Origin of the sequence: Carnobacterium sp. ISL-102, assembly GCF_018612935.1 — a bacterium.
GTDB classification, from domain to species: domain Bacteria; phylum Bacillota; class Bacilli; order Lactobacillales; family Carnobacteriaceae; genus Carnobacterium_B; species Carnobacterium_B alterfunditum.
This window is the reverse complement of record NZ_JAGGRF010000004.1, coordinates 167,437-183,382: the sequence shown is the minus strand read 5'-3', so window position 1 is coordinate 183,382 and position 15,946 is coordinate 167,437. Positions and strand designations below refer to the sequence as shown.

The following is a 15,946-nucleotide window of genomic DNA, read 5'->3' as shown; positions in this document are numbered from 1 at the left end:
TCATGTGTTACTCTTAGGAGCAATGCATGCAAGGCTTTTTATTTAGGCTAAATATAAATAATTTCAAGTAACTGAATAGAGTATGGTAAACTTTGGATAAGAAAAAGCGCAAGGAGAATACCGCTATGGATAAAACCCATTTAGATAAATTTTATAAAAAAAACCATGCTGAAAGAATGAAGGCCCTTATTGCTGCAGATATTCTAAATTCAGACGATTTACTATTAACAGATGCCTTACATTTAACAGATGAGCTAGCCGATAATATGATTGAAAATCATTTGGCTAATTATGAACTTCCGCTAGGAGCAGCCCTAAATTTTCTAGTTGATGGAAAAGAATATGTTGTCCCAATGGCTATTGAAGAGCCTTCTGTTATCGCAGCTGCTAGTGCTGGTGCAAAAATTATTGCTCAAGCTGGTGGATTTAAAACAACGATTTCTGATCGTACTATGATTGGCCAAGTTGCGTTGAAAGATATCCCAGATTTAACATTTGCAAAAAGTAATTTAGTTCAACACAAAAAGGCTATTCTAAAAAAGGCTAACGATGCGCATCCCTCTATTGTTGCACGCGGAGGCGGAGCAACTGATCTTTTAATTCGCTTTATTGAAGCCGATAATGAAGTCCAATCACCTGAATTTTTAGTAGTTCATTTGCATGTATCCACTCTGGAAGCTATGGGAGCTAATATTATTAATACCATGATGGAAGGTATTTCAGTTTACCTTGAAGAGTTAACAGGCGGTACAGCTTTGATGAGCATCCTTTCTAACTACGCAACTGAATGTCTGGCAAGTGCTGTTTGCCAAATCCCAGTGGACCTGCTGAAAAAGAACGATTATACGGGTGAAGAAGTACGAGATCGTTTAATTGAAGCTGGTCAATTGGCTTATGTGGATCCTTATCGGGCCGTCACTCATAATAAAGGCATTATGAATGGTATTGACGCAGTTGTTTTAGCCTCCGGAAATGACTGGCGTGCTATTTCTGCCGGTGCACATGCTTATGCCTCAAATAGCGGGCAATATCGTTCTCTTTCTGTGTGGAAAAAAGCGGATAACGGCGACTTGATTGGACAATTGACTTTACCGCTTCCTGTTGGATCAGTTGGAGGCTCTATTTCCATCCATCCAGCTGCCAAATTCAGCAAACGATTGATGGGCTACCAATCGGCAAAAGAATTAGAAGCTGTGATTGTTTCCGTCGGCCTGGCTCAAAATTTTTCAGCTCTCAAAGCCCTTGTGACTGAAGGGATCCAGAAAGGTCATATGGGACTTCAAGCTCGATCTCTGGCCATCAGCGCTGGTGCTTCAGGGAACGCTATCGAAAAAGTAGCTGAACAATTAAAACAATCTAAAAATATGAACCTCGCTACAGCAAAAGCCTTGCTGCAAGAAATCCTGACTTTAGAAGATTAAAAAAACAGTAGTGTGAGGATTTTTTTGCGTTCACTTCTACATGAAACTAGCCTTGACGGAAGAGTTCATTTCGATTTTGATGTCACTCTTTCGTCAGGAGCCTTTCCACGAAGAAGTACACTTCTTTTTCTGCTCTACTCTTTCGTCAAAAGCTATTACACGAAAGAGTGATATCCTCCCTCCCCGCCTTACTTATCGGAGAGGCTGAAAAGATCATCTATTCAAAAAGAACCCATTCTTATTTTTGATGATAACTTTCATCAGAAGTAAGGAGGGGTTCTTTAATAGGAATTCATCCTATTATAGCGATTTTTTAGTTTGCTTTATTCTCATATTGACGCATGTTATCTTTTATACCTTTTAATTGAATCGGTGCAGGATCATTTGTACTACCAAACACTGCAGTAGATCCATCAACTGGAACCGTTTGTTGGAACAACTTTTCATACTCTTCGATCGAAACTTCTGTCCTAGAAGCAAATAATTCAGCGTGTTTTTCGGAATACAAATATTCTTGATAATTAGGTTGCAAGATCCCCGTAAAGAATTCTCCTACTGCGCCTGAACCATAACTAAACATTCCTATTCTTGAACCAGATTTGAACTGTTCACTTTGTTCAAGCAAAGAAACTAGGCTTAAATATAATGACCCTGTATAAATGTTCCCAACATTTCGATTGTAGAGCGTGCTTGATTGGTAATTAGCCAATAAGCGTTCCTGACTTTCTTCTGATGCTTCTTCTAGAATAGTTCTCAATGCTTTGAGCCCTATTTTAGTATAAGGTAAATGGAAACAGACGGCTTCAAAATCATCCAATCCTAAGTTTGTTTTTGTTTTGTATTGCTCCCAGACTGTTTTGAAAAATAAAGCATATTGTTCGTTTGAAAATTTGCCGTCAACAAAAGCAAAATCTGAATAAATAGGACGCCAAAAGTCCATAATATCAGCCGTTAGATAAGCACTTTGATCTTCTAAAGCCAAAATTTTAGGATCAGCACTGATCACCATTGCTACAGCCCCGGCTCCTTGTGTCGCTTCGCCAGCTGTATTCAATCCGTATCGTGCGATGTCAGAAGCTAATATCAATACTCTGCTGTCTGGATTCAAAGCAATATGGCCTTTTGCCATTTGAATTCCCGCAGTTGCTCCGTAACAAGCTTGTTTCACTTCAACAGAACGAGCATTAGGGTTTAGACCTAACAAGCGATGAACATAGACCGCTCCTGATTTCGAATTGTCGATACCCGACTCTGTACCAAAAATAACAAAATCAATTTTCGCTCTATCTTCTTCATCTAATATAATTAGTGCTGCATTTGCTGCTAGGGTTACTGGATCCTGTGTGATTGGTGCAACTGCCATTTTTTCTTGTCCTATACCGATTGTAAATTTTTCGGGCTCTACATTTCTAGCCGCTGCCAACTTGTTCATGTCCACGTATAAGTGTGGCGTATAAAAACCAATTTTGTCTATTCCAATTTTCAAAAGAAAGGACTCCTTTTTTATTTAATGACTTTTTTTATAAAAAGCTTTATTTCAGTGTATGATTGCCTGTTGGCTCTTTTGACTGAGCATTCTAGTAAATAATAAATTATTCTTAGTTAAAAAACAACCGTTTACGGCTAATCTAAAGAGAAGCTTAATAATCTGTCCTGAATTTTTAGGATCATATAAGAAATGACTTGATTTTTTTCTCCAATAAAAGGTTTCATTCTATATGTACACAAAAAAATGGCAGCCCAATATTACTAGGTCACCATTTTCACCTTATTAAATCTCAGCAAATTTTTGATTGATTATTTATTTAGTTGATCTATTATATCTTTCCAACACTTTTTCTCTAATACGCTTAAAGGAGAACAATAAAAGGCCATAAAAGAAAAACTTTTATGACTTTTTATGAACCACACTATGAACTTATAGTTAATCTATTGACACGCCTGCCATTTTTTTATACACATCAACAACTTCAGATGCTAGATCTCTAAACGTAATAGCATTCATCAGATGATCTTGACTGTGCACGGCTAATAAAGAAACCGTTAATTCCTCACCAGAAGCTTCTTGTGTTAATAAACTTGTTTGCGCATGATGAGCTTCTACCAATGACTTGTTTGATTCTTCTAATTTTTGGGCTGCTAATTCAAAATCATCATTCTTTGCAGCATGAATAGCCTCCATTGCATCACTTTTAGCATTTCCACCATGAATGATCAAACCCATGATTGTTTCCATTTCTATTGCTTGTCCCAATTTACAACTTCCTCTCAATTATCTGTTTTTTTATTCTTTTATTAATTTAAGAGCTTGATCCAATACATTTTCGCCATTCATTCTGCCATAATCTAGCATATCGATTATTTCTAAAGGAATATTTTTACCAGCTAATTTTTTCTCGAATTGACCTTTCATGAAGCGGACTTGCGGTCCTAATAACAAAACGTCAATTTTTTTATTTGCAATATTTTCATCAGCTGCTGCTGCGGATACTGCAAAAATTTCTGTATCCAGATTACGTGCTTTTGATGCCGCTTGCATTTTAGTTACCAATAAACTTGTACTCATACCTGCTGAACATACTAACATAATTGTTTTTTCTGCCATTATTTATCACTCCATTATTTTATTTGCTTTACATCTATATAATGCAATTACCATGCCAACTTTAATAAATGCAAACCCATTCAGAAAGCCTTTTCTTTAAATGTTCATCGTTACACACTTGAACTAAAAAAATACACACTTAGAAAAGTGTGTATTTTTTCAGTTCGTTTTAACTTTATTTTCAATGATCATCTGAGTAATATAAGCAATCTCATCTTCCGGAATAATAAGCTGGTATTGCTTTTCTAACGGAATCAAGGTTGCTTTAACCACATCCATCATCATTCTATTTTTTTTAGCGTATTCTTCTAATTCAGAAAATTCTCGGACGATCGTACCTGTTTTTAATCCTTCAATTAGAAAAGCTACATGCAATATCATACCTGTTTCTACACCTGCTGGAATCATGATGTTCAATTCCTTCTTTAATTGCTGCATTAATTTTTGCAGAAAATACATCAACTGTTGAATAGATCCCACTTTTTTCAAGGTACCCGTCAACGATTGTATCATCTCGTTTATCGGAAGCTCTTCTTCAATTTGGGTCTTTAACAACAGCAATTTCTCATCATTAAATACATCATAAGCCGTATAAAAGGGAATATTTTGATAATCAAATTCTACCGTTCCAACTATAGCTTTAATATCATACGATTCCATCAATTGATCAATTTGTTGTTTAAAGGCTTCTCGATGTAAAAATTGTAGCGGAATGATCGTTACCTTAGTAGAGTCCAAGACAGGTTGAATGCGTTCCTCTAATTTTTTTGCTACTCCTTCACCCGTAAAACAGGTTACCAGTACGGCTTTCATTTTCTTTACGTCTACTAATGTTAACTGCTTTGTACTGCTTTTTAATACTGTTTGACAACTTTGGTAAATGTCTTCTAGGGTACGGCCAATACTTGCCATTCTCACTGCTTCTAAAACGACTGGAGTACTCACCATTGGCAATGATTTGATCCGCAAACCCAAATCTTCTGCTAACATATTCCCAAAAGTATTTAGTGAACCCATATCCGTCAAAATCAATAGTCCTTGCTGATACCTTTCCTTGTCCTTTACAATCGTTTGACGCACTTGTTTATACATGTCTTGGACTTTCATCGTCAGCGGCATATTGATAGCTATACCGACAGTTGTTTCTAATAACTCCTGTACCGTTTCCATCATGCTGCTTGCCGTTGTCTTTCCATGCATCAAAACCATAACAGAAGTTGTTTTCTCTTGTTTTTGACTCATTTCTGCTTCTTCTTGTTTGGTCAAAAATAACGCAATAAATCCGATTTCTTCAAAAGGAACGTCAACTGAGTAGGTTTCTTCAACCATAGCCGATAAATCAATCGCTACTTGAAATTCTTTTGGATAATTTTTCCGAATCGCGTTTAAGTTAGAAATATCGATCGGCTGCTTCTCTTTTATACGTTCCAAAGCACTTTGTAAATGCAAAGCAAAGGCAAATTCGATTTTAGCAGAATATGTGCGATGCAACTGCTCTTTAGCAACTAAATACATTTTTTCAACTAATTCTTTTAGCACTGGATCAATGATATGTTTGCGTATATCAGATGTTGTGGAAAGAGTTTTGACATATTCATTGAAATAAGATTTTTGTTCTTTATGATCTGATCCTTCTAAGTGATATGTTTCTAAAAGATTCTCATTTGTTTTTTTTATGAGATTTTTGGCTACTAAAGGATCGATAGCTGTTTTATTGAGTTGGTTTGCTAAGTTCTCTGTTGGTTCACTCGTAGGCATATACGTAAATTCAGCTTTATCTTGTTGAATCAACCGCTCCATTTGTTTGGGCATCTCTTTGATCGACAACAATCCTTTTTGAACTTGAAAAGGCAAATCTTTTTGATCGATTTTTAAACTTTTCAAAGACTGACTTTTCTCTGTCTTAAAATTCAAATAAGCTTTGGCACAAACTAACTTTAGATCTCTTTGAAATTGTCCAATATTTCCTTCTGGCTGGTACAACATAAATGCGAGCAAAACTTCTCTTTTAATCGTTATTTTTTGGTTAAGGCGCTGAGCTTCCTGTTTTAAAAAGCTATCGACCAGTTCATACCGTTCTTCAACCGTGCGTTCAACTAAATCGGGTAAGGTTATCGTCATTGGGATCCTACGAGTAAACGTTGATAGCAATACATCAGGTTTCTCCGTCGTTGCCCCAATGATCAATACATTTGCATGATACGTTTCATTGCTTTCACCTAAAGGACGATAGATGCCTTTATCAATAAAAGTGAATAACATTTCTTGCCCTTCAGGTGGCAACCGGTGAATTTCATCTAAAAATAAAATACCATTGTTCGCTTCATGTATGAGCCCTGTCCGGTCTTGAGAAGCACCAGTATATGATCCTTTTTTTACTCCAAAAATATGCCCAAATAATAACTGCGGATTTTGGGCATAATCTGCACAATTATAGGTTATAAAAGGAGCCTCTTTGTCTAATACACGCGCTTCTAAAGCGTATTCGTACATACATTCTGCAAATAACGATTTTCCTGTACCCGTTTGTCCAAAAATGATGGTGTGTAGTCCATTGGGAGGATATAAAATAGCTGCTTTAGCCTGTTGAACCATCTCTTTTAAAGACGCTTCATAGCCAATTAAGCGAGAAAAAGCTTTTTCATCGTTGCCCTCTTGTTTACCTTCCTGCAAAGAAATGGCTTGATACAATACTGGACGTCCAGGTATTTTTTTTATTTGATTTTCCTTATGCAATTCATTCAAATATCGACTAATGTTGGTTCGATCTAAGGATAATGCCACTGCAATTTCTTTTGCGGTAACAGCTTTACCTAATGTGTTTAAATGATCCAATACTAATTTTTTACGATTATTGATCACTTTACCTCCACCTTATTTAAGAATGTCTTTTTTTAATTCAGTCAAATTTTTTTATTCATATCAATAAAGGTATAACTACGTGTGTCATAACGATGACGGCTTCGCGAATACTCAAAAGGACGTCCATCTTTTAAATACACAATTTGTTCCACTTCTAATATAGGATCATGAACGCCACAATTCAAGTATTCTTGATCGTATTTTGATGACTTATCCGCGCGAATTTTGCGATAGGCTCCGCTAAATTTAATCTTTAATTCATCATGAATATATTTATAAATAGAACCTTTGATGATATCTTCCGTTAAGCCTGTTGTTAAATCTGTTGGCATGTAGGTATGTTCTAAAACATATGGCTTATCGTCAACAATTCTTAACCTGACCAGATTATAAACCGGCATATTTTTTTCAATCATCAAATGCTGCATGATCTCTTCATCTGGAAACTCAACTGTAAATTTAATGATCCTACTTTCTAATTTATGGCCCTGCATCTGTTTGGTCAAGCCGTCGTACTCATTGACTGCGGCATTTTCTTCGTTTAAAGGAGAATTTTTCATTACAAATGTTCCAGAACCACGTTGGCGATAAATCAATCCTTCTAAAGCTAAAATATCCAATGCTTTCTTTATGGTCATTCTGCTGACTTTAAATTCTTCTGATAATGACACTTGATCTGGAATAAGAGATTCCACTTTGTAAGTTCCATCTGTAATGCGATTTCTTATCTCATTTGCTATCGCTTCATATTTTACCATTATGGTACCCCCATGTTCTTGTCTATGCAATCATCATAGCTCAAACAAAATAATAAGACTAGCCTTTTACTACACTTTTTTCTAAAACGTTTTTAAAAATAATGATTGGTCTAGTTTTTGGTCTAATAGATAAAGGCATGGGTCAATTAGATTTGGTAAATTCAATTGATCTTTTGTTATGAGTTACTCGAACTAAAGCTTGTTGCTGCAACTAAAATGGAATAGCGCCTTCGAGTTACTCGAACTGAGGCTCGTTGCTGCAACTCAAATAGAAAAGTGCCTTTGAGTTACTCGAACTAAGGCTCATTGCTGCAACTCAAATTGAAAACGGACTTTGAGTTACTCGAACTGAGGCTCATTGCTGCAACTCAAATGGAAAACGGACTTTGAGTTACTCGAACTAAGGCTCATTGTTGCAACTCAAATGGAAAACGAACTTTGAGTTCATCGAACTGAGGCTCGTTGCACCTACTCAAATAATAATCAACTTTGAGTCAGCATTTGCCTCTGCTCTCACTATCAATTTGGTCTATTTCCGTAGCAATGTGGCCTATTGCAACCTGGTATGTAACTTCAAAAAAATTTGATTAACCTTTGCCTATCTGGCAGCTATTTTCCTCTTAACGAATGTTTTAAAATATGCCTTAAAAGCAGCAAAAAAGAACTTGCCTCCAAGGAAGAGGCAAGTTCTTTTTATATTATTGACTTTATAATTCGTCAGCCATAGAAACAGTATTTAGATTTACTTTATCGACTAATTTAAGGAATGGGAACCAAATTACTCCGATAAGAGCCATGTCGATAACTTGAAGTAATCCACCCATAAATGAGCTTGTAGCCATAATTCCGTTAATAATAACTGGTATTGTCCAAGGCACTGTGACACCTGTTGGAATTGGGAAAATTCCTGTAGACATCATAGCATAGTTGAATGCTGTTGTTACCAATGGAGCAAGGATCCAAGGAATAAAAATGGAAGCATTTAAAACTAAAGGCATTCCGAAAATCAATGGTTCATTTACGTTGAAAATTGCAGGTCCTAAAGCTAAGCGGCCGATATCTTTATTTTGTCTGCTTTTCATAACAAAAGCTAATAATAAGACAACGACTAAAGTACTACCGGATCCACCCATACCAACAGTGTAAATTTCCATAAATGGTTTAGTTACAATATGTGGTAAAGCTTCGCCAGCTTTATACGCATCAAGATTTTCTAAAGCTAAGGTATTCCAGATAGGATCCATTACTGAGTTAACAATAATTTGACCATGTAATCCGAAGAACCATAGGAATTGAACAAAGAATACGGCAATCAAGGTAGCAGGTAATCCACTTCCAAGAGCTGTTAAAGGTTGTTGAATAGCTGTATACACAACATCATGTAAGTTTGTATCAAAGAAACCAACAACTGCTGCATTAACTAGTAAGAAACTAAATAATGTAATAAGAGCTGGTAACAAAGCTGCAAATGAATTAGCAACTGCTGGAGGAACACCATCTGGCATTTTAATTACGATGCCTTTTTTAACAATACGAGTATAGATCTCACCAGCTATGAAGGCTGCGATCATACCAATAAACATTCCTTTTGCACCTAAACGATCTAGTGCTAACACACCTGTTACGGCTTCGCCTGATTCAGTCAACATTGAGAATGGTGTCAGAATAAGGTAAGCAGCTAATGAAACAGCTCCACCAAAAATAGCTTCAACATCGTATGATTTACTTAAATAATAACCGATACCAAATGTAACAAAAATGGTCATGATCGACATCGTCGCATTTTGTCCGTTTCCGAACAAGTTTCCTAAAGTTCCTTTTGTTGCATCATTGAAAAATGGCAAGTTATTTAATACGACAACAATTGATCCAAACATCGTAATAGGGAAAGCAAGCATAAATGCATCACGTAAAACTTTAAGATAACGATTTTCACCAAGTTTTCCGGCAATAGGAAGTAATTTTTCTCCTAATTTATCAATAAATCCATCCACTAGTATTCCTCTTTTCTTTTTCTATGTTATAAACTCTAACTAAAAAGAGGCCTCTTTTTAGTTTTATCAATTATTTGAAATCGATTACATATAAATAATATCATTATATTTTTCGTATGTCTAGTCTTTTGTTTAAAAAAACTAAACTTATTTATTTAGTAGTATTAGATTTCCCAAGAAGGGAAATTCTAATACTATCACTTTTTTCTTAATCAAAACCATTAGCATCGGATACTGCTTTAAACCAGTGTCCACTTTTTTTCACCGTTCTTTTTCCTTGCTTCTCGATATCAACTGCTATAAATCCATAACGGTTTTTATAAGCATTTGTCCATGACCAATTATCCATACATGTCCACATGTGGTAGCCAAGCACATTACTGCCTTCATGAATCGCTTGATGCATGAATGTCAAATGATCTTTGACGAATTCGATCCGGTAATCATCTTCAATTATGCCATCTTCATTTACAAAATCTTCTTCGCCTTCTACACCCATTCCATTTTCAGAGATGTAGCAACGAATATTGCCATAGTTTTCTCTTAGGTTCGTTAAAATATCATAAACCCCTTTTTCGTAAATTTCCCATCCACGGTATGGATTCATTTTACGATCAGGTTTGATGTAATTGTCAAAATAATCATCTGGCATAGGGCCATCAGCTAGTTTTCCGTTAGATTCTTTGGCTTTGATTCGACGAGGTTGATAATAGTTAACACCTAATAAATCGACAGTATTATTTTTGATTGTTTCTAAATCGCCTTCTTCGATCACTGGTAAATGATCGATTCCTTTCAATAAATCGACTAAATCTGTTGGGAACTCTCCTTTAACTGAAGGATCTAAGAATGAACGATTAAAGAATGCATCTGCAAGTTTAGCTGCTTTAACATCTTCTGGGTTTGTTTCATCCCTTGGGTAGCTTGGAGTCAAATTTAAAATGATCCCAATTTCGCCGCCTAAGTTCATTTCATGATAAAATTTGATTGCTTTAGCACTTGAAAGAACCTCATGATAAGCAACTTGAACAGCTTTTTTCATATTTACTTCATTAGGATAATGGAATTGATACAAATATCCGCCTTCAACAGGAACGATTGGTTCATTGTGTGTAAACCATTTTTTTACACGGTCTCCAAATAGTTCAAAACATATTTTGGCAAATTCTACGTACGCATCTACCGTTTCACGGTCTAACCAGCCGCCTTTTTCTTGCAACTTCATAGGCATATCAAAATGATACAAGTTGATAAACGGTTCAATATCATTTGCAACCAATTCGTCGATAACATCATTGTAGAAAGCAACTGCTTTTTGATTAACTTCCCCAGTTCCATTGGGAATTAAGCGACTCCATTGGATTGATGTTCTAAACGTCGTATGACCTGTTTCTTTCATCAATTGGATATCTTCTTTATATCTTTCATAAAAGTAAGAAGTTTTTTCTGGTCCTACTTGATTGAAGAATTTTTCTGGTTCTTCGCGGTACCAATGATCCCAAATATTGTCCCCTTTGTTATCGCCTTCAAAAACACCTTCTGTTTGCGGTCCACTTGCTGCAGATCCCCACCAGAATCCATCTGGAAATTCATATTTCATGGTATTAAACACTCCTTTTTTTATCTTAAAAGCTAAACTAATTGTCTAGTCTTTTGCATAAAACGATTATACATTTATTTCGATAAAATTACAAGCTGTTAGCGCTATATTTTAAAGTCTAAAAAAGAAGGAAAACAACTTTAGCAGTTGTTTCCCTCCTTTTTTAGACTAACCAATCAATTTGATTAGAACGCTATTTTTTTGGGTTCCCGTTTTTCAAATACATAGATTCCTTGAAATCCGGCTTCTTTTGCCATCTTGATCGCAACTTCTTGATTTGATCCTACTGTTTCCGCACGATGCGAATCAGAACCGATCGTTAAGATTTTCCCTCCTAATGAATGATACAAACGTAATATATCCATTGAAGGCAATGTTTCGTTTAATGCTTTGTTTGATAAACCAGAAGTATTGATCTCGATTCCAATACCACGTTCAATTGCTTTGCGCATTATTTTTTCGATGATCGACTTGTAGTCATCAAATTCGTAGTTGCCCATTGATTCTACTGCATACCGTTTGATTAAATCTAAATGAGCGATCACATCGATATCAGCATGAGCAACCATTGCGTAGACTTCTTCAAAATACTTCTGATAGATTTCTTGCGGAGTTTTACCTACCATGAAGGTTCGTAATTTTTCTTCTTTGATATTATGAACAGACCCCATTATAAAATCTATTTCTAGATCGTTTAAAACGTCTCTGTATTTTTCTTTCATTAGGTGGGGTTCACATAATTCAATTCCAGCTTTGATAGTTAATTGATTTCCAAATAGTTTACGACATGCTTCAATTTGGGAAAAATATTTTTCAAAATTCATATGTCCGTAAGTAGGTACTTTAGGGTTAACGGAAAAATGTTCGGTAAAACAAATTTCATTTAGTCCTTTTTCTATAGCATGTTCGCATACTTCTTTCATTTGTGCTTGAGAATCAAATGAATTGTCTGTGTGATGATGGTAATCTGCAAAATACATATTTATCTGCTCCTTGATCTGCTTTTAAAAAATAAGATGATTTCGATTAGATTCTCCTATTTTAGTTTATACTTGAACTCTTAGCCACCTAATGTGACATCTTGATCTTGATACCATTGCAATGCTGCATGGACTTGACTAGTATTGTAATCTGGCCATAATTCATCAACTACATAAAAATCAGAATAAATCGATTGGATCGGTAAAAATCCACTTAATCGTCTTCTACCGCCCCAACGGATGATGAGATCCATTCTTGAGATATCTGAGGAAGCAATGGTTTTGGTAATATCATCTTTCGGATCAAAATTTGCTTGTTTTACGCCATAATTCAAGTCCCAGCTCCAGCTGTAATTTACCAAGAAATTGATTTTTATCAAACCTTTGCCGAACTTAGTTCTTTTAGTATAAGGCAATAGTTCTTTTGGAAACAGTTTAGAATTAGTGTTTCCAACGACCAGTAGATCCACATCTCCATCTTTCAGTTTATTTACCGCAGCTACACAAGCATCTTGAAAAGCTTTTGTCTGTTCTGCTGGGCGTTTAGTATTGTCTACCGTGAATCCGTAAAAAGTCATTTCTTTAATGCCTAATTTTATACAAAGCTGATACAGTTCTACTCCGGGCTCTACCCCAAATTTGTAGCCTTCTTGTTTTTCAAGGCTATGCCCTTGAGCCCATCTTCTATTTCCATCTGGAATAATACCTATATGTTTAGGTAGACGTTTGTATGTTTCCATGTAATTTCCCCCTTTGACTTAACACTTCACTAATATTATTGTAACTGAATTCTGACTAAATAAATAATATATGGCATTAGACCAAAAAGAAATCGCTCAAATTAGTGCTTTTGAGCGATTTCTTTTTTTATTCAATTTATTATTTTATTCATTTTGGAATGAACGAAGACTATAAAGTGTCATTAGTTTCTCTAAAGGTTTATCCATATACTTAAAATTCAATATATGGTTTGTTTCATCCACAAAATACCTCAACGTGAAAACTTCTTCTCCTTTGTTCAAAAACAACTCTACTAATGAGCTTTCGACCAATAATCGTAACTCTGTCAGCTCATGCGTTAAAAAAGCTGTTCGTTCTTCTCTTGCATTCGTTTTCCAGTTTGTTCGTGTTACGGTCATTTTTTTAGTTTCAGCTTGATAATGGATATCAAGCTCATTTCTTAGATTTATGACAAAGTCAGGTGCTGCTGAATTCCATTCAATCAGAATATCTTGTTGCAGCGAAGGCAGATGGATAACTTCATTTCCAGCATTCTTACTAGTTATCGGATTTGCTTCTCTCAATTTTATTGTTTCAGAAAGCGGGTATTGAGTAAGTTGCCCATTTTTATAATGCACCTCTCGCGGACTAGTTAGTGCATGCAGCCACCCTTGTTTGATTGTAGGTACCGCCTTTTCAACTTCAGGTTCCATAACGCCGGCCCATCCATATAAAATCGTGCGGCCACTATCATCAAGGAAGGTCTGAGGAGCATAGAACTCAAATCCATGATCCATTTCTTCAAATGGCTGATTGTCTTTAATAAATTTCCCATTTTCTAAAAAGCGTCCTGTAAAGTATCCTGTTTGATAAATATTCTTGTATTTTTCACCTTCAGCTTCTAAACCTTGTGGGGAAAAGACGAAAACATCTTTTTCAGCAAATCTCAATAAATCAGGACATTCCCACATGAACCCTAATGAAATAGGTTCGTCTAACATTGATCCAGTTAATGTCCAGTCGACTAGATTGGTGGATTGGTACATCAACACATCACCTGTTAAATTTTCTTTTTGCGCTCCTAAAACCATCCACCAGTTTCCATCTTCTCCTTGCCAGACTTTAGGATCTCTGACATGGGCGGTGTAACCTTTTATTGGGAACGTTAATATGGGTCCTTTTTTCTCAAAATGGATGCCATCTTCTGAAACGGCTAAGCATTGATAACTACTTCGTTCACCCTGTTCTCCTCGAACATTTCCTGTATAAAATAAATAGAGTTTTTCTTTAAAAACAACAGCACTTCCAGAATAGCATCCGTCTTTATCATACCAATCAACAGGTTCTAAGGCTGGTTTGTGAGACTTCCAATGGATAAAATCCTTAGTCGTCACATGACCCCAGCTTTTTGATTGATGCGTAGTGTCTGTCTGGTTCCACTGAAAGAATACATGATAAACACCTTTATAATGTACCAATCCATTGGGATCATTTAATAACCCTTTAGGAGGTGTAATATGGTATCCAAGTTCGTAATCGTGCACTTTTTCAGTTTCTTTCATCTTTCTAAACGTCCTTTCGAGCTTCGATTTCTTCTTTCATTTTATCACTAAATCCAAATAGATAAGTTAATACAAAGGCTACACCTATTGCAATAATATTAGTTAAAATGTATAAAAAGATTTGATCATTTAAATAAAGTAATGTTCCAGGTATAACGGTGACCGCCATTCCGGTTGCTTCTAATCCAACCAAATCCCCGAAGAAACCACCGACTCCTCCGCCGACTAATCCAAAGACGAACGGCTTAAAGTACCGTAAGTTTACCCCGAAAACAGCAGGTTCAGTAATACCCAAGAAAGCCGATAGAGTAGATGGATAAGCTAATGCTTTTAATTTTTTAGATTTTGTCTTCATTGCAACAGCTAATGAAGCTCCACCTTGTGCTGCAATACTGGCTGTGATAATTCCGTTAAAAGGATTCACTCCAGTGTTTGCCAATAATTGAATCTCCAAAAAGTTGAAGAGATGATGAATACCCGTTACAACAATGATTTGGTTTAAAGTACCAATGACTAAACCGGCTAGTCCAAATGGCAATCCTAATACCCAAATTGTTGCGTTTAATACCACTTCTTCTAAAGAGTGAAAAACTGGGCCAATAATAAACAGAGACAAGATACTCATGACTAGCAATGTCATGAACGGTGTAAGCAATAGATCAAGACTTTCAGGTACCCGTTTGCGGATCCATCTTTCTAATTTTGCGCCTACAAAACCAGCAATAAAGGCTGGTAATACAGTTCCTTGATACCCAACTACTGGGATAAAGCCAAACATCGTGATTGGATCTGCTGTTCCACCTGCTACTGCATAGGCATTTGGAAGAGCAGGATTAACTAGCATCAATCCTAAAACGATCCCAATAATGGGTGATCCTCCAAATACTTTAAATGAAGACCAAGCGATGAGCGCTGGTAAAAAGGCAAACGCTGTATCCGTTAACACTTGAGTGTATAATAAAAAATTAGGGCTGATATCCTTTGGTACCATTCCAAAAACAGCTAAAACTTGCTCTTGAGTCAATAACCCACGCAATCCCATAAATAGACCGGTTGCAACCAAAACTGGGATGATAGGAACAAATACATCACCGAATGTACGAATCATTCGCTGGAAAGCATTTCCTTGTTTCTTAGACTCTTCTTTCACTTGACTGGCTGTTCCTTCACTTGCACCTAATCCAACAACTTCTTCATAAATCTTATTAACGGTACCGGTTCCAAAAATAATTTGAAATTGTCCGGAATTATAAAAGGTCCCCTTTACTTTTTCAATATCCTCTACTTTGTTTTTATCTATTTTACTTTCATCGCTCACCATGATTCGTAATCTAGTTGCACAGTGCGTAACAGAATTGATATTCTCTTTTCCACCAACTGCTGCAATGACTTGTTTTGCTATTTCTTTGTTATCTGACATGATTTTTTCCCCCTTTTTACTTTT

At 36.0% G+C, this 15,946-nt stretch carries 11 protein-coding genes and 1 pseudogene; 1 reads left to right on the top strand and 11 read right to left on the bottom strand.

The window, feature by feature from the left end; genetic code table 11:
* Positions 1–92: 92 nt before the first annotated feature.
* Positions 93–1,421 carry a hydroxymethylglutaryl-CoA reductase, degradative gene (locus J7E16_RS04695; RefSeq protein ID WP_285439368.1) on the top strand — a complete coding sequence of 443 codons (1,329 nt, stop codon included), beginning with the start codon at positions 93–95 and terminating at the stop codon, positions 1,419–1,421.
* 313 nt (positions 1,422–1,734) lie between these two features.
* Here the strand turns inward: J7E16_RS04695 and J7E16_RS04690 are convergent, their stop codons facing one another.
* From J7E16_RS04690 to J7E16_RS04640, 11 genes and pseudogenes are all read right to left on the bottom strand, one after another.
* Positions 1,735–2,907: a hydroxymethylglutaryl-CoA synthase gene (locus tag J7E16_RS04690; RefSeq protein WP_214889279.1), complete on the bottom strand. Its 1,173-nt coding sequence runs from the start codon at positions 2,905–2,907 to the stop codon at positions 1,735–1,737.
* Between the two features lie 438 nt (positions 2,908–3,345).
* Complete coding sequence (locus tag J7E16_RS04685; RefSeq protein WP_214889422.1) at positions 3,346–3,657, bottom strand: PTS lactose/cellobiose transporter subunit IIA; 312 nt, start codon at positions 3,655–3,657, stop codon at positions 3,346–3,348.
* Positions 3,658–3,705: 48 nt separating this feature from the next.
* Entirely contained in the window at positions 3,706–4,026 is a 321-nt protein-coding gene (locus tag J7E16_RS04680; RefSeq protein ID WP_034546209.1) for a PTS sugar transporter subunit IIB, read from the bottom strand.
* A gap of 159 nt (positions 4,027–4,185) precedes the next feature.
* Positions 4,186–6,885, bottom strand: coding sequence for a sigma-54-dependent transcriptional regulator (locus J7E16_RS04675; RefSeq protein ID WP_502756788.1), 2,700 nt, complete (start codon positions 6,883–6,885; stop codon positions 4,186–4,188).
* 44 nt (positions 6,886–6,929) lie between these two features.
* Positions 6,930–7,646: a GntR family transcriptional regulator gene (locus J7E16_RS04670; protein WP_214889274.1), complete on the bottom strand. Its 717-nt coding sequence runs from the start codon at positions 7,644–7,646 to the stop codon at positions 6,930–6,932.
* Between the two features lie 707 nt (positions 7,647–8,353).
* Positions 8,354–9,640, bottom strand: a complete 1,287-nt coding sequence (celB, locus tag J7E16_RS04665) for a PTS cellobiose transporter subunit IIC (RefSeq protein ID WP_214889271.1) — start codon at positions 9,638–9,640, stop codon at positions 8,354–8,356.
* A 208-nt stretch (positions 9,641–9,848) separates the two neighbouring features.
* A complete protein-coding gene (gmuD, locus tag J7E16_RS04660) occupies positions 9,849–11,240 on the bottom strand; it encodes a 6-phospho-beta-glucosidase GmuD (protein WP_214889268.1) in 1,392 nt (463 codons plus the stop codon).
* 185 nt (positions 11,241–11,425) lie between these two features.
* Positions 11,426–12,220 carry a histidinol-phosphatase HisJ family protein gene (locus tag J7E16_RS04655; RefSeq protein ID WP_214889266.1) on the bottom strand — a complete coding sequence of 265 codons (795 nt, stop codon included), beginning with the start codon at positions 12,218–12,220 and terminating at the stop codon, positions 11,426–11,428.
* A gap of 80 nt (positions 12,221–12,300) precedes the next feature.
* Positions 12,301–12,960 (bottom strand): undecaprenyl diphosphate synthase family protein, encoded by a 660-nt coding sequence (locus J7E16_RS04650; protein ID WP_214889262.1) that lies wholly within the window; start codon positions 12,958–12,960, stop codon positions 12,301–12,303.
* A 144-nt stretch (positions 12,961–13,104) separates the two neighbouring features.
* Positions 13,105–14,502: a glycoside hydrolase family 32 protein gene (locus J7E16_RS04645; RefSeq protein ID WP_214889259.1), complete on the bottom strand. Its 1,398-nt coding sequence runs from the start codon at positions 14,500–14,502 to the stop codon at positions 13,105–13,107.
* 40 nt (positions 14,503–14,542) lie between these two features.
* Positions 14,543–15,922 (bottom strand): annotated as a pseudogene (locus tag J7E16_RS04640) (sucrose-specific PTS transporter subunit IIBC); the annotation flags it as partial.
* Positions 15,923–15,946 lie beyond the last annotated feature (24 nt).